At 63.3% G+C, this 19969-nt stretch carries 19 protein-coding genes and 1 pseudogene; 9 read left to right on the forward strand and 11 right to left on the reverse strand.

The genetic code is table 11. The features are described from left to right. The gene (locus ACH79_RS30410) at positions 1–453 is read left to right on the forward strand and encodes a DNA polymerase III subunit chi (protein ID WP_161854228.1); all 453 of its coding nucleotides are present in this window, start codon (positions 1–3) and stop codon (positions 451–453) included. A 124-nt stretch (positions 454–577) separates the two neighbouring features. Next, entirely contained in the window at positions 578–1105 is a 528-nt protein-coding gene (locus ACH79_RS30415; protein ID WP_161854229.1) for a hypothetical protein, read from the forward strand. A 20-nt stretch (positions 1106–1125) separates the two neighbouring features. On the opposite strand, the gene ACH79_RS30420 is transcribed toward ACH79_RS30415, so the two are convergent. From ACH79_RS30420 to ACH79_RS30425, 3 genes are all read right to left on the reverse strand, one after another. Next, complete coding sequence (locus tag ACH79_RS30420; protein WP_161854230.1) at positions 1126–2988, reverse strand: ABC-F family ATP-binding cassette domain-containing protein; 1863 nt, start codon at positions 2986–2988, stop codon at positions 1126–1128. 70 nt (positions 2989–3058) lie between these two features. Beyond that, the gene (locus ACH79_RS43245) at positions 3059–3202 is read right to left on the reverse strand and encodes a hypothetical protein (RefSeq protein WP_202639371.1); all 144 of its coding nucleotides are present in this window, start codon (positions 3200–3202) and stop codon (positions 3059–3061) included. A gap of 236 nt (positions 3203–3438) precedes the next feature. Continuing rightward, entirely contained in the window at positions 3439–3693 is a 255-nt protein-coding gene (locus ACH79_RS30425; RefSeq protein WP_161854231.1) for a sulfur globule protein precursor, read from the reverse strand. A gap of 321 nt (positions 3694–4014) precedes the next feature. On the opposite strand from ACH79_RS30425, the gene ndk reads away from it, so the two are divergent. Beyond that, positions 4015–4437 carry a nucleoside-diphosphate kinase gene (ndk, locus tag ACH79_RS30430; protein ID WP_161854232.1) on the forward strand — a complete coding sequence of 141 codons (423 nt, stop codon included), beginning with the start codon at positions 4015–4017 and terminating at the stop codon, positions 4435–4437. A 64-nt stretch (positions 4438–4501) separates the two neighbouring features. After that, on the forward strand, positions 4502–5341 hold the full coding sequence (locus ACH79_RS30435; RefSeq protein WP_161854233.1) for a TerC family protein: 840 nt from the start codon (positions 4502–4504) through the stop codon (positions 5339–5341). Positions 5342–5475: 134 nt separating this feature from the next. Here ACH79_RS30435 and ACH79_RS45215 read toward each other — a convergent pair. Then, a pseudogene (locus ACH79_RS45215) lies at positions 5476–5592 on the reverse strand (PEPxxWA-CTERM sorting domain-containing protein); the annotation flags it as partial. 1492 nt (positions 5593–7084) lie between these two features. Between ACH79_RS45215 and ACH79_RS30445 the strand changes: the two are divergent. Next, positions 7085–9433: a xanthine dehydrogenase family protein molybdopterin-binding subunit gene (locus ACH79_RS30445; protein ID WP_161854235.1), complete on the forward strand. Its 2349-nt coding sequence runs from the start codon at positions 7085–7087 to the stop codon at positions 9431–9433. Between the two features lie 29 nt (positions 9434–9462). Here ACH79_RS30445 and ACH79_RS30450 read toward each other — a convergent pair whose 3' ends face one another. Then, on the reverse strand, positions 9463–10731 hold the full coding sequence (locus ACH79_RS30450) for a DUF892 family protein (RefSeq protein ID WP_161854236.1): 1269 nt from the start codon (positions 10729–10731) through the stop codon (positions 9463–9465). Positions 10732–11540: 809 nt separating this feature from the next. Further along, positions 11541–12518: a LysR family transcriptional regulator gene (locus ACH79_RS30455; protein WP_161854237.1), complete on the reverse strand. Its 978-nt coding sequence runs from the start codon at positions 12516–12518 to the stop codon at positions 11541–11543. A 121-nt stretch (positions 12519–12639) separates the two neighbouring features. Here ACH79_RS30455 and ACH79_RS30460 point away from each other — a divergent pair, with 121 nt between their 5' ends. The 4 genes from ACH79_RS30460 (at position 12640) to ACH79_RS30475 (ending at position 17834) form a co-directional block, all read left to right on the forward strand. Further along, entirely contained in the window at positions 12640–13596 is a 957-nt protein-coding gene (locus tag ACH79_RS30460) for a hydroxymethylglutaryl-CoA lyase (protein WP_161854238.1), read from the forward strand. Further along, positions 13593–14810 (forward strand): CaiB/BaiF CoA-transferase family protein, encoded by a 1218-nt coding sequence (locus ACH79_RS30465; protein WP_161854239.1) that lies wholly within the window; start codon positions 13593–13595, stop codon positions 14808–14810. The genes ACH79_RS30460 and ACH79_RS30465 overlap by 4 nt, the downstream gene beginning before the upstream one ends. Before the next feature lie 64 nt (positions 14811–14874). After that, the gene (locus tag ACH79_RS30470; protein ID WP_161854240.1) at positions 14875–15861 is read left to right on the forward strand and encodes a tripartite tricarboxylate transporter substrate binding protein; all 987 of its coding nucleotides are present in this window, start codon (positions 14875–14877) and stop codon (positions 15859–15861) included. Between the two features lie 14 nt (positions 15862–15875). Further along, positions 15876–17834 (forward strand): aconitase family protein, encoded by a 1959-nt coding sequence (locus ACH79_RS30475; RefSeq protein WP_202639067.1) that lies wholly within the window; start codon positions 15876–15878, stop codon positions 17832–17834. A 21-nt stretch (positions 17835–17855) separates the two neighbouring features. On the opposite strand, the gene ACH79_RS30480 is transcribed toward ACH79_RS30475, so the two are convergent. The 5 genes from ACH79_RS30480 to ACH79_RS30500 are packed head-to-tail and all read right to left on the reverse strand — an operon-like array spanning position 17856 to position 19836. Beyond that, on the reverse strand, positions 17856–18305 hold the full coding sequence (locus tag ACH79_RS30480; RefSeq protein ID WP_161854241.1) for a DUF1801 domain-containing protein: 450 nt from the start codon (positions 18303–18305) through the stop codon (positions 17856–17858). Between the two features lie 17 nt (positions 18306–18322). Then, complete coding sequence (locus ACH79_RS30485; RefSeq protein ID WP_161854242.1) at positions 18323–18808, reverse strand: DUF1801 domain-containing protein; 486 nt, start codon at positions 18806–18808, stop codon at positions 18323–18325. Between the two features lie 23 nt (positions 18809–18831). Continuing rightward, entirely contained in the window at positions 18832–19038 is a 207-nt protein-coding gene (locus ACH79_RS30490) for a hypothetical protein (RefSeq protein WP_161854243.1), read from the reverse strand. Between the two features lie 43 nt (positions 19039–19081). Continuing rightward, positions 19082–19516 (reverse strand): SRPBCC domain-containing protein, encoded by a 435-nt coding sequence (locus ACH79_RS30495; RefSeq protein ID WP_161854244.1) that lies wholly within the window; start codon positions 19514–19516, stop codon positions 19082–19084. Then, positions 19513–19836: a helix-turn-helix transcriptional regulator gene (locus tag ACH79_RS30500; RefSeq protein ID WP_161854245.1), complete on the reverse strand. Its 324-nt coding sequence runs from the start codon at positions 19834–19836 to the stop codon at positions 19513–19515. The genes ACH79_RS30495 and ACH79_RS30500 overlap by 4 nt, the downstream gene beginning before the upstream one ends. Positions 19837–19969: the final 133 nt, after the last annotated feature.

Below are 19969 nucleotides of genomic sequence, written 5' to 3' on the forward strand. Positions count from 1 at the left end.
ATGACGGAAGTCCTGTTCTATCATTTGCAGGGCATGTCGCTCGAAAGCGTATTGCCGCCGCTGTTGGAGAAATCGCTCGAGCGCGGCTGGCGCGTGGTCGTGCAATCGACTTCGCCCGAACGCACCGAGGCGCTCGACGCGCACTTATGGACCTACAGCGACGATTCGTTCCTGCCGCACGCGACATGGCGTGCGGGCGATGCGCAGGACCAGCCGATCATCCTCTCGATTGAGGACGGCAATCCGAACCAGGCCAATGTCAGGTTCCTGATCGACAACGCGGCGCTGCCGGCCGATTGCGACAGCTACGAACGGGTGGTGCTGGTGTTCAACGGCGACGATGCCGACGCGCTGACCGCAGCGCGCGGTGCCTGGGCCGATTGCAAGGCGAGGGGTTTCGAGGTGACGTATTGGCAGGCCGATGAGCGGGGCCGCTGGCAGCGGCGGCAATAGCGAATCCATAGGAATTAATGATAATCTGCGGTTTCTGCGCCGGACCTTGCGGGCAGCCATGGTCGTGCCGCAAAGTGATGGTCCGACAAGCCGTTACAGTTGAAAGCGGGAGCGTGGGTTTAGCGTGCGACGCGGAACGATCGATCGAAAACCACTGCTGACGTTGTTGCTGCTCGGGCCTGCGCTGGCGGGTTGCTCGGGTGGAGCAGATCTTCTCTCGAAGGATGCGGACTGGTTTTCGCGCTCCGGACGCGTGTTCATTCGCAACGTGTCGATCGAGACGCCGCCGCTCACCCCGACCAAGCAAGTCGGGCCGGATGAACTTGTCGCGGCCGATGGCGGCTGTCCCGGCATGGCAGCGCCGGGCACCGATGCCGCCGCGTTGGCCGCCGGCAGTCCGCCGCCCTCGACGACGGGATCGGTTGCGCTCGGTCATACCGAATGCGACGTCGTGCGTGGCATCGGCGCGCCCGACAATGTCAGCCTTTCCAACAATCCGCGCGGGGATCGTGTCGCGGTCGTCACCTATTCGCGCGGTCAGCGGGCCGGCCTCTACACCTTCACCGCGGGACGCCTGACGTCGATCGAGCGTGCACCGGAAGCGGCGGCGCCGGCAAAGGGCGCCAAGCCGAAGAAGAAGCCGGCGGCGTAGCTCGCCGGCATCGACTGATTTCAACCCGCCGCTTCGTCGAATTCCGAACTGGCTTCCAGCCAAGCTTCCTCGGCGCGCCGCAGCGCGCTTTCGGCGCCGGCGCGGGCCTTGCTTAGTTGTGCGGCCTGCTTGGGATCGCGCGTAAAGATATCCGGCAAGGCGAGGGCAGTGTCGATCTTGGCGATGATGCCGTTGATGCGCTCGATTTCGGCCTCGGCTTCGGCGATCCGCTGCTTCACCGGCGTTCGTCTCTCGCTTCTGGCGCGCTCGGACTTTGCGGTCTCTTTGGATCGCTCGCGCGAACCGTTGCGCGTATCGCCGATCGACAACACCAGTCGCCGGTAATCGTCGAGGTCACCGTCGTAACTCGTCACGGTCTGATTGGCGACGACCCACAATTGGTCGGCGCAGGCTTCGATCAGATAGCGGTCGTGCGAGACCATGATGACGGCGCCGGGAAAGTCGTTGATCGCCTCGGCGAGCGCCGCGCGGCTGTCGATGTCGAGATGGTTGGTCGGCTCGTCGAGGATGATCATGTTCGGGGCGAAGAAGGTGGCGAGCCCGAGCAACAGCCGCGCCTTCTCGCCGCCCGAAAGACTCTTGACCAGCGTGTCACCGGCCTTGCCGGAAAACCCGATCGCGCCGGTGCGGCCGCGCACCTTGGTTTCGGGCGCGTCCGCCATCAGCCTGCGGACGTGATCGTAGGGCGATGCATCGAGGTTGAGTTCGTCGACCTGATGCTGCGCGAAATAGCCGACCGAGAGTTTTTCCGCGCGCGTGACCCGGCCGGAAAAAGGCTGCAGCTTGCCCGCCAGCAGCTTGACCAGCGTCGATTTGCCGTTGCCGTTGGAGCCGAGCAGGGCGATGCGGTCGTCGGTATCGACGCGCAGCGTCACGCGATGGAGCACCGGCTTTTCCGGATCGTAGCCGACCGAGACGTCATCGACGGCGATGATCGGCGGCGACAGCATTTTCTCTGGCGTCGGGAACGTGATTTCGCGCACGTCCTGGGTCACCAGCGCCGTGACCGGCTTCATCCGTTCCAGCATTTTCACGCGGGATTGTGCCTGGCGCGCCTTGGAAGCCTTCGCCTTGAAGCGGTCGACGAAGGCCTGTAGCCGCTTGCGCTCGTCGGCCTGGCGCTTGGCATGCTTGGCGTCCAGCATTTCGCGCATGGCGCGCTGTTCCTCGAACGAGGAATAGGTTCCCTTGTAGAGCGTCAGCTTGCCGCGATCGAGGTGGAGGATCTGGTCGACCGAGGTATCGAGCAGGTCGCGGTCATGACTGATGACGATGACGGTGCGTGGATAGTTCGCCAGATGGTCTTCCAGCCACAGCGTGCCTTCGAGATCGAGATAGTTGGTCGGCTCGTCCAGCAGCAACAGATCGGGCGCGGAAAACAGCGTCGCCGCCAGCGCCACCCGCATGCGCCAGCCGCCGGAGAAATCCGAACACGGCCGCGTCTGGTCCGCAGCGGAAAATCCGAGGCCGCTCAGGATCGCCGCGGCGCGCGCCGGCGCCGAGTGCGCGTCGATGTCCACAAGGCGGGTCTGGATTTCAGCGATCCGGTGTGGATCGGTGGCGGTTTCCGCTTCGTGGAGCAGCGCGTCGCGCTCCAGGTCCGCCTTCAGCACGACATTGATGAGGCTCTCCGGTCCATCAGGCGCTTCCTGCGCCAGGCTGCCAATGCGCCACCGCGGCGGTAGGGTAATGCTACCGGACTCGGTTGGGAGGTCGCCGCGAATCGCATGAAACAGCGTCGATTTGCCGACGCCGTTGCGGCCGACGAAGCCGACGCGCGCGCCGGGCACGATCTGCACCGTGCTATCGTCGATCAGGAGCCGCCCGGCAATCCGGACCGAAATATCCGTGATGGAAAGCATGCGGCCTTGTCACCGGAGCGGCCGCTAAACGCAACTCCTTTATCGGTAAAATTCGGCTGTGCAGCGGCCCTCAATGCAACTCGTTGTCGCGGCGGCTCAGCTCGTCGACGAGCTCCCGCAGACGCGGTGGCAGTTCGGTTTCGGTACGCATGCTTTGCTGCAACCGTTCACCAATGGCGTCGCAGATCGACACGCAGGTTTTGTGATCGATCAATTCGGAATCGTTATTGATTCGTACATTCATGGGCGGCCTCTGCCGAGTTCCACCTCGCAGTGCTCGCAAGGCTTGAGTTATATTTGATGGATCAAGTCACAACGGCGAAATTGGTTTCCCGTGCAGATCCCCATGCGTTCGCGTGAAAGTAGTCGAATCACCGAAGGGCTGTTGGTTCCGCATAAAAAAGCCCCGGCGCGGCGGCCGGGGCTCAGTCAGGGGGAGCTCAAATCAGGTCAGTAGCAGCGGTTCACCAGCCGCCAGCGCGGGCCCCAGGGGGTCGGAACCAGACGCCGCACGTAACAGCCGCCATAGCCGCCGGCGTAATAGGCCGGGCCGCCGATGAAGACGCGGGGGCCACCCCAACCGTGATGATGATGATGATGCCAGCCGCCATGGTGCCAGCCGCCGGCCGATGCCGCTGTCGGCGCCAGCGCGGCTGCACCCAGCGACGCCGCGGCCGCTGCAACGAGCAAGAGTTTGCGTAACATGATCGTCTCCTCAAAGTTTCGGCGCCAGTTGGCACCATCAGTGAGATCGGGTCCCGCGACGCCCGGGGCCGGCGGATGCGCGTGCCCTGCGTTCGATCGTCGGTAAGTCTATGGCCGCGAAGCTGAATGAAGGTGCCACAACCGTTTCAGACAGGGTTCACCTCCATGAAATTGCAGCAATCTTTGCCCCACGGGGCGAAGTGCCGCACAAAAAGGCGCCCAAAAGGGGTGGCAGGCGCGTCACCGGTCGCTTGCCGTCGTGAGGTGGCGCCGATATAAGCCCCGCAACCCACTTATCAGCGTTTTGTAAGGACGTAAGCAATGGCGATTGAACGCACTTTCTCGATCATCAAACCGGACGCGACCGCGCGCAATCTGACCGGCGCGGTCAACGCGCTGATCGAGAAGGCTGGCCTGCGGATCGTCGCCCAGAAGCGCATTCGCATGACCCGCGACCAGGCGGAAACCTTCTATGCCGTCCACAAGGCGCGTCCGTTCTTCGGCGAACTGGTCGACTTCATGACCTCGGGGCCGGTCGTGGTGCAGGTGCTGGAAGGCGAGGGCGCCATCGCCAAATACCGCGACGTGATGGGAGCCACCGATCCGTCGAAGGCGGCGGACGGCACGATCCGCAAGGTCCATGCGAAATCGATCGGCGAGAACTCGGTGCATGGTTCGGACGCGCCGGAGACCGCCGCGATCGAAATCGCGCAGTTCTTTTCCGGCAACGAAATCGTCGGCTGATTTTATCGAAACGGCGGCCGCAATAGCCGCGAGCAACGGCTGAAGAGGCCGAGGGGGGAACGCTGTGAACTGGCTGTGGCAAATCTTCGATCCTGCGACGATCTCGGCATTCTTCACCCAGTTCAATGCCGAGATGCAGACGCCGGCCTTCTGGGTCGCGCTCGGCAAGATCATGTGGATCAACATCCTGCTGTCGGGTGACAACGCGCTTGTCATCGCGATGGCGTGCCGCAGCCTGCCGCCACGCCAGAAGTTCTGGGGCATGATCCTCGGCGCCGGCGTCGCCGTTCTCTTGCGCATCATCTTCACCGGCATCGTCGTCACCTTGATGGGGCTGCCGTTCCTCAAGCTGGTCGGCGGTCTGGCGCTGCTCTTCATCGCAGCGAAGCTGCTGGTGCCTGAACACGAGGGCGAGGGCGATGTCGACGCGGCGGCGCATCTATGGGCGGCCGTGCAGATCGTGGCGATTGCCGACATCGTCATGAGCCTCGACAACGTCATCGCGGTCGCCGCCGCCGCCAATGGCAGCATTCCGCTGCTGGTCATCGGGCTTGCGATCAGCGTTCCCTTGATCGTCGCAGGCGCAGCGTTGATCATGGCGCTGCTCTCGCGTCTGCCCGCTTTGGTATGGGCCGGCGCCGCCTTGCTTGGCTGGATCGCGGGCGAGGTGATGGCGACCGACCCTGTCATCCAGCCGTCGATGCACGCGTTCTTCAACGGCCCGGTCGGTGTCGGACTCGATGGCGTGCTCAAATCGATCGGCATCGGGCCGCAGTTCACCAATGGCGGACACGGCGGCGAGATCGTGCTCGGGCTCGTCGGCATCGCCGTCGTGCTGGTCGTGGGATCGATCTGGCGCAAGCGCAAGCTCGAGGGTGCGGCCGAGCATTCTGCTGCGGCATAACGCAACCGCTTCGATTGCAGATAGCGGCGCGGCAGGAGCCCGCGCTCGCGGCGCCCGAAGCGACAGCTCAGCTAAAAAAGGTCCCAGCGTTGCCGCTGGGGCCTCTTCTATGGGTTTCTCAGTGAGATTTAGATTTAGGCAGTCGCAAGCGCGGCTGCCCGGTTGCGGCGGCGATAGGCCAGGAAGCCGATCCCGGCAAAGCCCAGGATCATCATGGCCCAGGTGGAGGGCTCGGGAACGGCAGTAATTGCCGTCATCGTGCCTGTGAAAAGACCGTCGCCGGTGAAGGTCACCTTGGTCACAAACGCCGTCGAGTTGTTGGGATCGAGTCCCAGGCTTTCGTCGATACCCAGGACTTTGAACTTGCTGACGCCGCCCGGGCCGAAATCGTACAGCGTGTTTGCCAGAAGATCGGCTGCGTGGACGTAGGTGCTCCCGTTCCAGATGTAGAGGCCGTAGGGGTGCCCCAGGCCCAATTCCGGTAATATCACGCTCGCGAAATTCGGACCGGTCGCGCCGACCGAAAAGATGTAACCCAGCGCGGCGGCCGGATCCAAATTGTAGGACTGGCCGTGAGTGACGTCGATATGGAAGCTGTAGACCGTCTCACCCACAGCATTCAAAGACGAGACCGGCACGTAAACCGGACCATTGAACTGTGAAATCGCGGTAGGATGAAAATCGAAGAAGCTGTGCGAGCTGGCGCCGGTGGTCGCGTTGCTTTGGATCCGGTAGTCGTCCCGGATCACGATGCCATAATGACCGTTAGCCGAGAGGTTGGCCGCCGCCGGAATGGTGTAGCTGGTCTGGCTCGACGGCAGGTCCGCCCTCCAGATCGTCTGCTTGTTGTTGTTGAGATCGACAATGAAGATTCTGGTCGCCTGATTGTAGCCGCTCGGCGGGGTGAAGGCCGGCGCGTTCCAGGTAATCGTCGGAGTCGTTGTCGCATTCGAGGCGCCGCTGATCGCAATTCCCGTGATGAAGGGAGGCGCTCCGATGTTGGGATTGATGGCGGCTGTATTAACGACGAGCGGCGAGTTGCTGTAGTTCGGGTTGGTGACGGTGAGCTGCCACGATCCGAGAAGGTTCGGATTATAGGCAATCCTTCGGTCAAAAAGATTGGGGTCGGGGATCGAATTGCCAGCGGGGACATTAAACGTGACGCCGTTCTGCGTTGCAGTGACGGTGGTGCTGGCCAGGAAGGCTGCATCTGCATTCGATCCCTGCGGATGAAACCGTCCGCCGAACTCCAAGAATTTGGATGCAACGGGCTGTCCGAATGCCACGTTCGAGGAATTGTATCCGATGAAGTTGAAGGTGCCGGGGAAACCGGTCACCCCGGTGTTCTGTACGATGACGTCTGCTCGGGCGGCAGCCGGAGCGGCGATCGCAACGGCCACTGCAAGGATCTTCGGATTGTGGAATAGCTTCCCAAGCGGTGATTTAAATAGCCGCATAACATCCCCCATGATATAAATTTTATTAAAACTTAATCAGGCTAACACGCGCATTTAGAATTTGCCAAGCCGCATTTTAATGCTCGATGGTCGTGCGGTACGTTGTCACCGGCATAAGCATTCACGTAGCGATGACAACTTTTGGTAGCGGCCTCTGGCGCGCCTCCTTGTAGGCGCCGGTCAGGCGGCTTTACTCGGCGGGGCGCTTCAACCAGCGACGGGACGCCCAGTGCACTGACGCGGCTAGCGATTGCCTTTGCCGCCGCCCGGCTCCATACAGTTTCACATGACCGAACCGTTATTGGGGCGCAGCATCGACCGCCTTGAAGACGCGCGCTTCGTGCAGGGGCGCGGGCGCTATGTCGCCGATCTCGCGGCGCCAAATGCACTTCATGGCGTCGTCGTTCGCTCGCCGCACGCCCATGCCCGCATCGCCGCGATCGGCGCCGAGGCGGCGCGGAAGATGCCGGACGTTGCCGCCGTGCTGACGGGGGCCGAACTGGCCGCCGACAAGATCGGCCCAATGCCGTGCGCGGTGACGGCCATCCCGATGACGACGCCGCTGTTGGTGCCGCCCTATCACGCGCTCGCGCAGGGCGTCGTTCGCTACGTCGGCGAGCCGGTTGCGTTCGTGGTCGCGGCAAGCGCGGAAGCCGCGCGCGATGCCGCCGAGGCCGTGGTCGTCGATTATGAGCCGCTGCCGCCGGTCGTCGCGATCGCAGATGCCATCTCGCCGGACGCGCCGTCGATCTGGCCGGAGGCAAGCGGCAATTTCGCGTTCCAGTTCAACCGTGGCGAGATCGGCCCGGTGCAAACGGCGCTCCGCGACGCCGCCCACGTCGTCGAATGCGAACTGATCAACAACCGCGTCGTCGCTGCGCCGATGGAGACACGCGGCGCGATCGGGGAATTCGACGCCGCGAGCGGCCGGCTGCATCTGACCGCCTCGGCCGCCGGCGCACATGCGATCCGCGACCTGCTTGCCCACGGTGTCTTTCGCATCGATAGAGAAAAGCTTCGCGTCAGCATTCCCGACGTCGGCGGCGGCTTCGGCATGAAGAACGTGCTCTATCCGGAATGGGTGCTGGTGCTGTGGGCGGCGCGTCGCCTCGGCCGTCCCGTCAGGTGGATCGGCGACCGCAGCGAGGATTTCACCGGCTCTGCACATGGCCGCGACAGCCTGATCCGCGTTCGCCTTGGGCTTGATCGCGACGGCCGCTTGCTGGCACTCGAGACAAAAGTGTTCGCCAATCTCGGCGCCTATGTCTCCACGGTTGCGCCGGCCGTGCCGACCATGGCGATGGCAAGCGCGATGGGCGGAGTCTACGACATTCCGCTGATCGCATTCGAGACCAGGGGCGTGTTCACCAACACGACGCCGGTCGACGCCTATCGCGGCGCCGGCAAGCCGGAGGCGAACTATCTGATCGAGCGCTGCATCGACATCGCAGCTCACCAGCTCGGGATGGATGCGCTGAAGCTGCGGCGCAAGAACATCATGCGGCGTTTTCCTTACGCGAGCGCGATGGGACTTAACGTCGAGCAGGGCAGCTTTGCCCACGCGATCGATCACGCGGCCACGGCTGCGGAGGGCTTCAAGGCGCGCGCGAGAAGTTCGCGCAAGCAGGGGCGGCTGCGCGGTCTTGGGCTTGCCTGCTTTCTTGAAACGGCGCGCGGCCAGCCCAATGAAGTGGCGAAGGTAGGTTTTGGCGAGGACGGGCTGATCGACCTGAAAGTTGGCACGCATTCGAGCGGCCAGGGGCACGAGACCACTTACGCCCAGATCGCGGCCGATGCGCTCGGCCTGCCGCTGGATCGCTTCCGGTTTCGCCAGGGCGATACCAACGATCTCGATTCCGGTGGCGGCCATGGCGGGGCGCGCTCGATGCACCAGGGCGGCACGGCGCTGTTGATGGCGGCGGAAGGGTTGATCGACAATGCGCGGCGCCTTGCCGCCCGCCTGCTGCAGGCCGGCGTGGATGCGATTCAATACCAGGCAGGAATGTTGCGCGTGGCCGCGACGGGGCAGGAGATCAGCCTTGACGAGGTGGCGCGCGCCTCCTTTCAGTCGGCCGGCGACGACGTTGCGCCCGGCCTGGCGCACAAGGCGACGCATCTATGCGACCGCTACACCTTTCCCAACGGCTGCCATGTCGCCGAAGTCGAGATCGATCCGGCGACCGGCGAGGTCAGGCTCGATCGTTATGTCATCTTTGATGATTACGGTCGCCTGCTCGATCCGCGCCAGACGCTGGGACAGGTCCATGGCGGCGTCGTACAGGGCATCGGCCAGGCCTTGTTTGAGCAGGCGCTGTTCGATGCCGAGACGGGGCAGATCCTATCGGGCTCGCTGATGGATTATGCGCTGCCGCGCGCCGGCGATCTCCCCGCGTTCGAGGGCGATCTCACGCCTGATTTTCCGAGCCGCGCCAACCGCCTCGGGGTCAAGGGAAGCGGTCAGGCCGGCGCTATCGCAGCACCCGCGACCATCATGAACGCCGTGATGAACGCACTGGCGCCGCTCGGCGTGCAGCATCTCGACATGCCGGCCACGCCCTCCCGCATCTGGCACGCGATCCAGACGGCGGCGCGCTCACCGAAAGCCAGAGTGGATGCGGCCGCGTCGGCGGACTGACGTGATGTCCGCCGAGCTCTTGCGGACAGTTAGACCCGCTCGATCGCAGCAGGCATCCTGGCGACCGACATCAGCGACCGCGCCACCTGATTGAGAAGCTGGTCGGCGTTTTCTTCTTCCGCCAGCGATTTCGACAGCAAGGCGACGATGGCGCTGTGGCGTAATTGCTGGGCCAGATTCTTCGCCGTCGTATATCCCGACATCTCGTAATGCTCGACGCGTTGCGCGGCGCCGATCAATGCGAGATCGGCGGCGGCATCTTCCTTCTCTTCGCCTTCGGCCATGATCTCCCGGCCTTCCTCGACCAAACCCATCATGCCCTTGCAGGGCTTGGCGCGGGCGGTCTTGCCGAGCAGCTCGAAGCACTCGTTGATGCGCTCGATCTGATTTTCCGTCTCGACCAGATGCTGCTCGAACAGTTCGCGCAGTTGATCGAACCGTGCCGCCTCTGCCATCTTGGGCAATGCCTTGGTGAGCTGTTTTTCCGCATGCAGGATGTCGCGCAATTCGTCGATGAGCAGCTCATTGAGTCCGGCTTCATCGACCGGCGGCGAGCTTTCGGTGACGATCGCGGTCGCTGCTCCCGGGTCGCCAGCCTGGATGGCCGGAGATTCCGTGAATACCCAGCCGTTGCCTTCGTTCCAGGGGCCACGCGTGTCGATCTCGCCGTGTTCTCCGGTTCCTGTGGAATCGTTGAAGAACTGCTCGACAAGGCCGGGCGTCGGCGCGATGCGTCCGATGCTGAAGGCCGGCTTGCTCATGCTTTCGAGCGCCAGCGCAAACGCTTTCATATGGGTGATTTCACGCGTCATCAGGAATTGCAGGGCATCCTTTGAGCCGGCGTCGTCGCAGAAATTGATCAGGCGCTCATAGACGATCTTGGCTCGTGCCTCGGCCGCGATGTTGCTGCGGAGATCGACGTCCAGCTCCCCGGTGATCTTGAGATAATCGGCGGTCCAGGGATTGCCTTGCGAGTTGAACAGGTTAACTCCGCCTCCGCCGGCGATGGCGATCAGCGGATCAGCTTCGGCGGCCTGACGGTCGAACTTGGAAGGCTTGAGGTGCATGCGCGCGAGGCAGCCGACGACTTCGAGATGGCTTAGTTCCTCGGTGCCGATGTCCATCAACAGATCCTTGCGGGCGGGATCCTCGCAATTAAGGCCCTGTATCGAATATTGCATCGCGGCCGCCAACTCGCCATTGGCGCCGCCGAACTGCTCGAGCAGCATGTTGCCAAAACGAGGATCGGGTTCGTCGACTCGAACGGTGAACATCAGTTTCTTGACATGGTGGTACATGGGAGAGCCTCGCGAGGTTGAGAGATCTCGAACGGCACGCCATGTGGTTTGTTCCTAATTCGCGTGCTGGCTCGTCGCGTCGGACCAGAACAGAGAAAGAGCTCGGGCTCTTACAGCGCGGTCGGTGGGGCATCCTGCCGCAAGGCACAGAAGGCCGACAGTTTCGGCGTCAAAGTCGACGATGCATCTCGAAATCATCTGGCCGATCGGCGCGATGACTATCACTGTGGTCGGGTATGGCCGGCAGTGGGCAGATGATTGTCGGAAGGGCGTCCATCCAGGGCAACAGAACCGACGATGTTTGTATCGGCTGGGGCGAGCCCTGTTCTTGCGCCAATGGCTATGTTTGCTGCATTTGAGCCGATCGTTATCCGTTCCCCGAAGGCGCGGCATTACGCGCAATTAAAGGTGTACGGCTAAGTAATCCACCGGACAGACCGTACGATTATGGCTGATACCGTTTTGTCGTCGCCGCGCGGCCCCTGAGGACAATCGGTGATGAGAACGCCCGATGCGCTCTCGCTGTCCTCCAACCGGAAACGAGCGGATCATGCAAAAGCGGCGCCGTTTTAAACAGACAACCACTCTCGAAGAGCGCCTGGCCGAAGAAGCCAAGCAGTTGCGCGCGGAAGCAGGGATGCTGCCGCCAGGTCCCGTTCGGGACGGGTTGTTGCGGAGAGCCCGTCAGGACGAGACGGCCGCGCATATGACCGAGTGGTTGAACTCGCGGGGTTTGCAGCCCCCAAGAGGTTAATGCTGTTCAAGCGAACGGCTTTGCGTACCGTTGCAGCACTTACGACGCCCGCAGATCAATGGCGGGGCCGGTGGGCTCGCGTCGCCGCCTGTTGGTCGCGCCGTCCGTCTGCTTTTGTCGGCCATCGCTTGTCGCTGATGGCGGCATGGACGACCTCGATCATGGTCTTGCGCACCTCGAGGAAAGCTTTTGTCAGTGGCCGGTCCGCCAGCGAAACCAGCGCGAGTGCGCGCGTCAGCGGCGGATCGATAATGCGGCGCGCGTGATATTTCTCCGCTTCGAGGTCGGCAAGCACGCTGGCGCGGGCGAGGATGGCGCAGCCTAATCCGGCCTCCAGCGCCATGCGCAGCGCAGACAGGGAACCGACTTCGAGCGTGTCGCTCGGGATGATTTGATTGCGCAGAACCTGGGTCTGGATGATGGCGCGCGAAGCCGGCATCGGCGCCAGTCCGAGCACGCTTCGTTGCGGAATGGCGGAGAAGGCGACCGGACCGGATGATCGGCCGATCAGACTCGGATGCCCGACGAGATAGAGGTCTTCTTCCCCGAGCAACTCGACGTCCAGGCGGGCGTCCCTCGGCGGGTTATAGGCGAGCGCGAGATCGACGGTCCCTGAGAATACGCGCTCGATCAGCGCCGGCGACAGCGCCTCGACGACCGTCAGGTGCACGCCCGGAGATTTCGTTCGCACCGCCTTCATGACATCGAGCGCGACCATGGAGATCGCGGTGTGGCTGAGGCCGATGCAGACCGGACCGGCCGCGGCCTCGTTATAGGTCCGCACATCCTCTTCGGCCTTGCCGAGCGCCGACAGCACGGCGCTGGCGTGCTCGTAAAGCCGCCGGCCGGCCGCAGTCAGTGCGATGCCGCGCGGCCGTCGCTCCAGCAGCTTGACGCCAAGATCGGTTTCGAGCGCGGCGATGTGGTGGCTTAGCGCCGATTGGGCGACATTGAGCGCCTCCGCGGCGCGCGACAATACGCCGGCGTCGGCGATGGCGATGAAATAGCGAAGCTGCCGCAATCCGAGCGCCATTGAACCGCTCCTGCCATCGAATTATCAGAACAGAATGATCTTCATATTATATTTGTCAGATGTCTAGGCGCGCGGCAAGCTGGCCGGCAACCAAAGGGACTTTCAGGAGGAGCGCCGGCACATGGATCTGCCCGATAGTGTCGTGATCACCGAGGAGGGGCCCCGCGAAGGCTTTCAGATCGAGCCCGGCCCGGTGGCCACCGCCGACAAGATCGCGCTGATCGACGCGCTCTCCGCCTGCGGGCTTCGCCGGATCCAGGCCGGCTCCTTCGTCAATCCTAAGCACGTTCCGGGCTGGGCCGACGCCGAGGCTGTGATGGAAGGATTCACTCCGCGTGAAGGCGTCGAATACTCCGCGCTGTGGTTCAACGAGAGCGGACTGCAGCGCGCGCTTGCCTTCAGGAGGAAGCTGACCCTTGCCGGCTTCATTTCGCTGAGCGCATCCGAACCGTTCGCAATCAGAAACCTCAACCGCGACCGCGCCGGACAAATTGAGGCGATGCGCAACTATGTGCGAGTGCACCGGGAAGCCGATGTACCGATTGCCAAAATCATCATTATGGCCGCGTTCGGCTGCAATTTTGCGGGCGACGTCTCGCCGGCGAAGGTCGTCGAGACGGTGGCGGACGGGCTTGCGATTGCGCGCGAAGCCGGCGTGGACGTGCGGGACATTTCGCTTGCGGACTCCATGGGCTGGGCCACGCCCTGGCGTGTAGCTGCCGCCATTGGCGCCGTTCGCGAGCGCTGGGGCGATATGCGGATCGCGCTGCACCTCCACGACACCCGCGGGCAGGGCATCGCCTGCGCTTACGAAGGCCTGCGGCTCGGCGTGACTGCATTCGACGCGGCGGTGGCCGGGCTCGGCGGGTGTCCGTTTGCCGGCCAGCCAGGCGCGCCGGGCAACATCGCCACCGAAGAACTGGCCTTGCTCTGCGAGGAGATGGGCATCTCCACGGGCCTCGACATCGAGGCGCTGATCGAGGCCGGGCGGCTTGCCGAGCGGATCGTCGGACACCGACTGCCGAGCGCCGCGTTGCGATCGGGAACGCTCGCCGCATTCAGGAGACGGGCTGCATGACGACGTCCTCCAGGCCGCTTGCGGGGCTGAAAGTGCTCGATTTCGGCCACACCATCATGGGGCCGTGCGCCGGCGTCCTGTTCGCCGATCTCGGCGCCGACGTCGTCAAGATCGAGCCGGCCGACGGCGATCCGACGCGGCGGTTGCCGGGCTTTGCCGCCGGTTTCTTCGCGACCTACAACCGCAACAAGCGCTCGATCGCGATCGACCTGAAGCGGCCGGAGGGGCAGGCGGTTGTGCATCGGCTGGTCAGAGATGCCGATGTCGTGCTGGAGAATTTCGGTCCAGGCACCATCGAACGTCTCAAATGCAGTTGGGAGGATCTGCGTCAGATCAATCCGCGCCTCGTCTATCTCTCGATGAAAGGTTTTCTGAAGGGACCGTACGAGAACCGTGGTGCGCTGGATGAAGTGGTGCAGATGCAGTCCGGGCTCGCCTACATGACCGGCCCTCCCGGCCGGCCGTTGCGCGCCGGCGCGCCTGTGATCGACATTCTCGGCGGCGTGTTCGGCGTCGTGGCCGCGTTGTCGGCGCTACGCGAGCGCGACGTCACCGGCATCGGGCAAAAGGTTGCGAGTTCGCTGTTTGAAAGCGCAACTTTCATGCTCGGCGCGGTCGTCGTCGGCAGCGCGGTGACGGGCGGGCCGATGCCGCCGATGCCGGCACGGAAAAATGCCTGGGGCGTGTATGACGTTTTCACCGCCTCCGACGGCGGTCAGGTCTTCATCGGCTGCACCTCGGATGGTCACTGGCAGCGCTTTTGCGATGCGTTCGGCTTCGACGAATGGCGCGACGATCCGAGGCTTACCGGCAACGCCAACCGCTGCGAGGCGCGGGAGTGGATGCTGCCCGAACTGGAGCGGCGGATCAGCAAACTGCCGCTGAACGAAATCCTCCAAAAGTGCGAGGCGGCCCGCGTCGCCTATTCGCGGGTGGGGCGGCCCGATGAACTGTCGATCGATCCGCATCTGCTCGCCAATGGCGGGCTGCTTGCGACCGCCGTATCGGCATTCGGTGGCGGACCGCTGGTTGGAATTCCGGCCTTGCCTGTTGAATTCGGCGAGGCGCGCGAAAGGCCGGGGCTCGTGCGGCAGCCACCGCGGGTCGGCGAGCACGCCGACGAAATTCTGCAGGCGGCCGGATATTCGGAGCGTGAAATTGCGGACTTGCGCTCGGCCGGTGTGCTGGGGGCGGTCGTGAGCGTGCCGGCATAGCGGCGACTAAAAAGAGCGGTTCAACCGCCTTCGCGAAACAAAATAGTCAGGGAGGAGACGGAACATGATTTCCGACAGCCTGCTTCGAGCGAAAGCACCCATTCTCCGCGTCGCGATGGCGCTGGTTGCGATGGCGCCAATTGCCAACGCGCAGCCATACCCATCGCGGTCGATTACCATGCTCGTCGGCTATTCCGCGGGCGGGCAGGCCGATGCGCTGGCCAGGATCATCGGCAAGCAGCTCGGCGAGAACCTCAAGGTATCCGTCGTCATTGAGAACAAGACGGGCGCCAACGGCATGATCGCGGCGCAGGCGGCAGCACGGTCCGAGCCCGACGGATACACCGTCCTGATGGTGACGGATGCGATGGTCACCATCGATCCGCACCTCGCCACCAGCAACCATTTCGACCTTTCGACGGCGATGGAGCCGGTCGTCAACGTGGCGTGGTCGCCGCTTCTGCTGGCCGCGGCCAACAATGTGCCGGCGAATTCGGTGGCCGAGCTGGTCGCGCTCGGCAAGCAGAAGACGCAGAATTTGAGTTTCGGCAGTCCGGGCAGCTCGACGCCGCACCGTCTCGCCGGCGAGATGCTACAGAAGTATGGCGGCTTCACCATGACCCATATTCCCTACAAGGGAACGGCGGCCTCGGTGAACGACCTCCTGGGCGGGCAGATCCCGCTGCTGTTCGGCGCGCCCACGGCGGTGGAGCCGCTGGCGACCGCGGGGAAGATCAAGGTGCTCGGCGTCACCTCGGAGAAGCGCCATCCGCTGCTGCCCAACGTGCCCGCGATCAGCGAGACGTTCCCAGGGTTCAAGACCATCAGCTATATCGGCTTCATGCTGCCGAAGAAGACCCCGGCGCCCGTGATCGCGACCCTGAACAAGGAAGTGAACCAGATACTTGCATCAGACACGATGCGCGCCTGGCTGGACAAGCAGGGCATGGTCGCCGTCGGCGGCACGCCTGATGATTTCAAGCGCCAGATCGCGGTCGACTATCAGGCGCGCGGTGAACTGGTCCGCGCTCTCGGTATTACCGCCGAGTGAGAAAGGGTGGCATCGTGGCGACCGCATCGAACGAACAGGTCCGGTTTGACGGCCGCATCCTGTTTCTTTCTGAGAACGCCGACATGGTTGAGCGCCAATTGCATGGAGCGGATATTTCGCTGGCTGACGCGTTGCCGTTGCGCAGCGACGTGTCGACCGACGAAATCACGCCGGCCGCGATCTGCTACTATTACGACGAGAAACTCGGGGATTATCCCTATCACGGCCTGAAATGCGGTCAGCGCCTGCCGGTGTCGGTGGGCAGCGTCAAGGCTGGCGGATTCGGTGTGACGGTGGCTGGACGCCGCTATGGCAAGGGCTCTTCGCGCGAGGCCAGCCCTTATGCCGAGTGGTGCGCCGGCATCCGGCTGGTGATTGCGGAAAGTTTTGAGCGCATCTATCGGCAGAACTGCCGTAATCTCGGCATCTACACCTCGACCGACTTCGGGTTGGTCGAACGCATCCGCCGCGGCGAGAGCATTCCGATCAGCGAGTTTACGCACGGGGAGGACGAACTCACCGCGGAGCTCATTCGCCGGGGAGGGCTGTTCAAGCTGACACGGGCACGAAAAGACGGATGGTCGCCGGCGGCGCACGTTACCGCATCGCGGCCGATGACCTATGCCGAAAAGATCATCGCGCGCGCTTCCACCGGCAATCGCGATGCGGTCTGTCCCGGCCAGGCCATCTTCGCGACGGCCGACTGGCGCTATGCCCATGAATACGTGACGCCGATGTGCGTCAGCTTTCTCGAGCGGGAAATGGGCGATCAGATTGCGTTGCACGACCGCGCGAGCATCGTCTGCTTCGGCGATCACTTGCCTTTCATTCATCGGAGCATGTCACCGGAGCGGCGTGCGCGGGGGCTGCTTGAAGCGGCGCAGGCCCTGGCCAAGGTCCAGCAGCAATTCTGCGAGACGCACGGGCTGCGCTTGCACGGCTACCTCGTGGACCGCGATGGTTCGGAAGGCATCAGCCACTCGATCATGGCCGAGCGCTACGTGAAACCGGGCCAATTGGTCGTCGGCACCGACTCCCATACGCCCCATTGCGGTGCCTTGGGCGCATTGGCGTTCGGCATCGGTACGACCGAGATGGCGAATGCCTGGGTGACGGGAGAGGTGCGCGTCGAAGTGCCTCGGACCTGCCGCGTGCGGCTCAATGGCCGGATACCGGCAGGCGTCGAGGCAAAGGATATCGTCCTGCATTTGCTGCGCTTGCCGTACGTTCGCGGGGGAAAGGCGATCGGTCAGGTGATCGAGTATTGCGGCGAAGCGCTATCGAGCCTGTCCACCGACGAACGCGCAACCCTGACCAACATGGTGGCGGAGATAGGTGGTTTCAGCGGGATTGTGGTCCCCGACGAGGAGACGTGCCGATTTGTCAGGGAGCGCCGCGGTATCGAGCTGCAGCTTGAGCCGTGGATGTGTAGCGACGACGAGGCTGAGTTCGCGCAGCTCATCGACGTTGAATGCGACCGGCTAGAGCCGATGCTGGCGAGGCCCGGCGATCCCGGATACGGCGTCGCCATATCGGAGTTGGCTGAGACGGTGGGAATCGATATCGCCTATGGCGGCTCATGCACCGGCGGCAAGCGTGAGGATCTCTTGCATTACCATGCCGTGCTCGAATGGGCTGCAAAGCATGGCATGCGCGTTGCCTCGGGAACGCGGTTCTTCCTTCAGTTCGGCAGCCAGGATGTTCGCGACTATTGCCTGCAGCGCGGAATGCTCGACGTGTTCGAACGCGCCGGCGTCGAATTGATCGAGCCGGGATGTGGCGCCTGCGTGAATGCTGGTCCCGGTGTCTCGGAGCGCGCCGATCAGGTGACGGTGAGTGCGATCAATCGCAATTTCCCGGGACGCTCCGGACCGGGACAGGTCTGGCTGGCAAGCCCGTCGACGGTCGCGGCCAGCGCGATCGCCGGCCGGATCGTGAGCTTTGAGCAACTGCGTGCCCAGTTATCGTCCTGAAAGGCTGTCGCCTCAGGCGCTCTACGATTTCTTCCGAGCGCGCGAGGTCGCTCTCGCTGATGTATTCAGCGCGGCGGCCTCGCGGATCAGCGCCTTCAACGCCTTCTCATCGATCTTGTCGCCCTGATGGAAATCGATGGCGCGTCGGGTGTTGCCTTCGAGGCTGGAGTTGAAGAGGTCCGTCGGGTCGTCCAGCGAGGCGCCCTTGGCGAAGGTCATCTTCACGACCGCCTTGTAGGTCTCGCCGGTGCAGATGATTCCGTCGTGCTCCCACACCGGAACGCCGCGCCACTTCCACTCTTCGACCACGTCGGGAACGGCCCGCTTGATGATGCTTCTGATCCGCGCGAGCATCTCGCCTCGCCAATCGCCCAGCTCCTTGATACGCGCATCGATATTCTGAGAGGGAGAGCTTCCGCCTTTTGCTTCGCTCGCGCCGCTCTTCGTCATGCTTGTCGTCGCCTTCTTCATAGCTGTTGTCGTTCCGCTCACAATTGTTCGCCAGGCAGTTGGCTTGCCTGCTTCACCCAGGCAACGAACTGCGCTTCGTCAAGGGCGCCCTCATGGATGTCGAGATAACGCACTTCATTATGCTTGGATTCGCCTGAAGGGACAGGGCGCAGCGATGTACCGCGGAAGAATGTCACTTTGACGTACTTGGTGAAGCAATGAAAGCTGAGGAACCAGGGGCCCTGTTCCTCGACACCATAAAACGGCGAATTCCATTTGATCGCCTTGTGCACGCCGGGGACGGTGCGCACGATCAGCGCGTCGAGCTGGCGCCCGAGGTCGCGCTTCCAGCCCGGCATGGCCGCGATGTAGGCCTGCACGGGGGCGTCGCCGTACCCCTTGGCGATCTGAGGGTTGCCGCCCGAGAGCAACACAGGCTTTGTGGCGGGCTGCTTGGCAACGGCCTTCTTGGCAGCGACCTTCTTGGCCGCCTTCGCCGGCCGTTTCGACGTCGTTTGCGCCATGGCGTTCACTCCCGTCCGGTGCTTCAGCCGCTACGCCATTTGGCGGCATAGGGCAATGCGAACATGTAGAGGCCGGTGACGAGGAGCAAGATGAGCGGAAGCAGCGCCAGCATGCCTACCCAGACGGCTGGTTGCCCTTGCATCATGGCGACGACGTTGACGATGACAGCTACCGTGAAGGCAATGGATAGCCAACGGTGGATCTGCCGTATCCGATTGTTCCAGTTCAATGAGACCTCCCTTTGAAGACGAGCATAAGGGCAACGCGGCGGTTCAGTCCGCCCGCGCCACCAGCTGTTCCAGCTTCTCGAAGAACTGCTTCCATCCGGCGTGGGCGCCGCCATAGGCCTGCTTCTGATCCGGTCGGAAGCCGGTCTGCTCAACGCGAAGCAGCGTGCCTGCGCGCGTCGGCGTCAGCGTGAACGTCACCACGCTCTGCAGCGCGAAGGCCGCATCGTCATGGTTGAAATTCCACGTGTAGGACAGCGCCTTGTTCGGCTCGATGGCGAGAACCTCGCAGTCGAGCACGCCGCCCCATTCGCCGCGAAGATTGAACTGGTGGCCGACGACCGGCTTGAAGTCGTTCTTCATCAGCCACTCCTCCATCAAGTGCGGTTGGGTGAGCGCCCGCCAGAGCTTTTCCGGCGGATGAGGCATCTCGCGTTCGACGACGACGGAACGTGTTTCGGTCGCAGCACTATTGGTCATTGGTCCATCCGTTTGAGCAGGTCTTCGAGATCGTCGAACCGCCGCTGCCAGAACCCGGCCATCTCGCTGGTCCAGTCGATCAGCGGGGCGAGGGCACCGAGCTGTGCGCTGTAATGGGTCTGCCGGCCTTGATGACGGTCGCGCACCAGCCCGGCCTGCTTCAGCACGCCGAGATGTTTTGAGACAGCCGGCTGCGAGATGCCGGCCCGGGCCGTCAGCGCCCCCACGGTCTGCTCGCCTTCGCGGCACAGGCGCTCGAAGATCGCCCGACGGGTCGGATCGGCGAGTGTTTTGAAGAGCACGTCGTGGGTGTTGGGCATCGGAGATCGATAACTTGCGGGTTATTGATTGTCTATAACTACCGAGCTATGGGTCAGTCAAGCATGGAAACGCGTTTGCGCACCGCAGCCCCTTGCGCTGCGAAAATTGCGATTTGGCAGGGTTCCATCCGCG

It is taken from the genome of Bradyrhizobium sp. CCBAU 051011 (assembly GCF_009930815.1).
GTDB lineage: Bacteria > Pseudomonadota > Alphaproteobacteria > Rhizobiales > Xanthobacteraceae > Bradyrhizobium.

Coding starts and splice junctions, on each gene's coding strand:
- ACH79_RS30425 (WP_161854231.1), bottom strand. CDS start 3,693: ATGTTACGCAAACTCTTGCTCGTTGCAGCGGCCGCGGCGTCGCTGGGT.
- ACH79_RS30485 (WP_161854242.1), bottom strand. CDS start 18,808: ATGGCGCAAACGACGTCGAAACGGCCGGCGAAGGCGGCCAAGAAGGTC.
- ACH79_RS30460 (WP_161854238.1), top strand. CDS start 12,640: ATGGATCTGCCCGATAGTGTCGTGATCACCGAGGAGGGGCCCCGCGAA.
- ACH79_RS30410 (WP_161854228.1), top strand. CDS start 1: ATGACGGAAGTCCTGTTCTATCATTTGCAGGGCATGTCGCTCGAAAGC.
- ACH79_RS30445 (WP_161854235.1), top strand. CDS start 7,085: ATGACCGAACCGTTATTGGGGCGCAGCATCGACCGCCTTGAAGACGCG.
- ACH79_RS30470 (WP_161854240.1), top strand. CDS start 14,875: ATGATTTCCGACAGCCTGCTTCGAGCGAAAGCACCCATTCTCCGCGTC.
- ACH79_RS30465 (WP_161854239.1), top strand. CDS start 13,593: ATGACGACGTCCTCCAGGCCGCTTGCGGGGCTGAAAGTGCTCGATTTC.
- ACH79_RS30495 (WP_161854244.1), bottom strand. CDS start 19,516: ATGACCAATAGTGCTGCGACCGAAACACGTTCCGTCGTCGTCGAACGC.
- ACH79_RS30450 (WP_161854236.1), bottom strand. CDS start 10,731: ATGTACCACCATGTCAAGAAACTGATGTTCACCGTTCGAGTCGACGAA.
- ndk (WP_161854232.1), top strand. CDS start 4,015: ATGGCGATTGAACGCACTTTCTCGATCATCAAACCGGACGCGACCGCG.
- ACH79_RS30420 (WP_161854230.1), bottom strand. CDS start 2,988: ATGCTTTCCATCACGGATATTTCGGTCCGGATTGCCGGGCGGCTCCTG.
- ACH79_RS30480 (WP_161854241.1), bottom strand. CDS start 18,305: ATGAAGAAGGCGACGACAAGCATGACGAAGAGCGGCGCGAGCGAAGCA.
- ACH79_RS30455 (WP_161854237.1), bottom strand. CDS start 12,518: ATGGCGCTCGGATTGCGGCAGCTTCGCTATTTCATCGCCATCGCCGAC.
- ACH79_RS30500 (WP_161854245.1), bottom strand. CDS start 19,836: ATGCCCAACACCCACGACGTGCTCTTCAAAACACTCGCCGATCCGACC.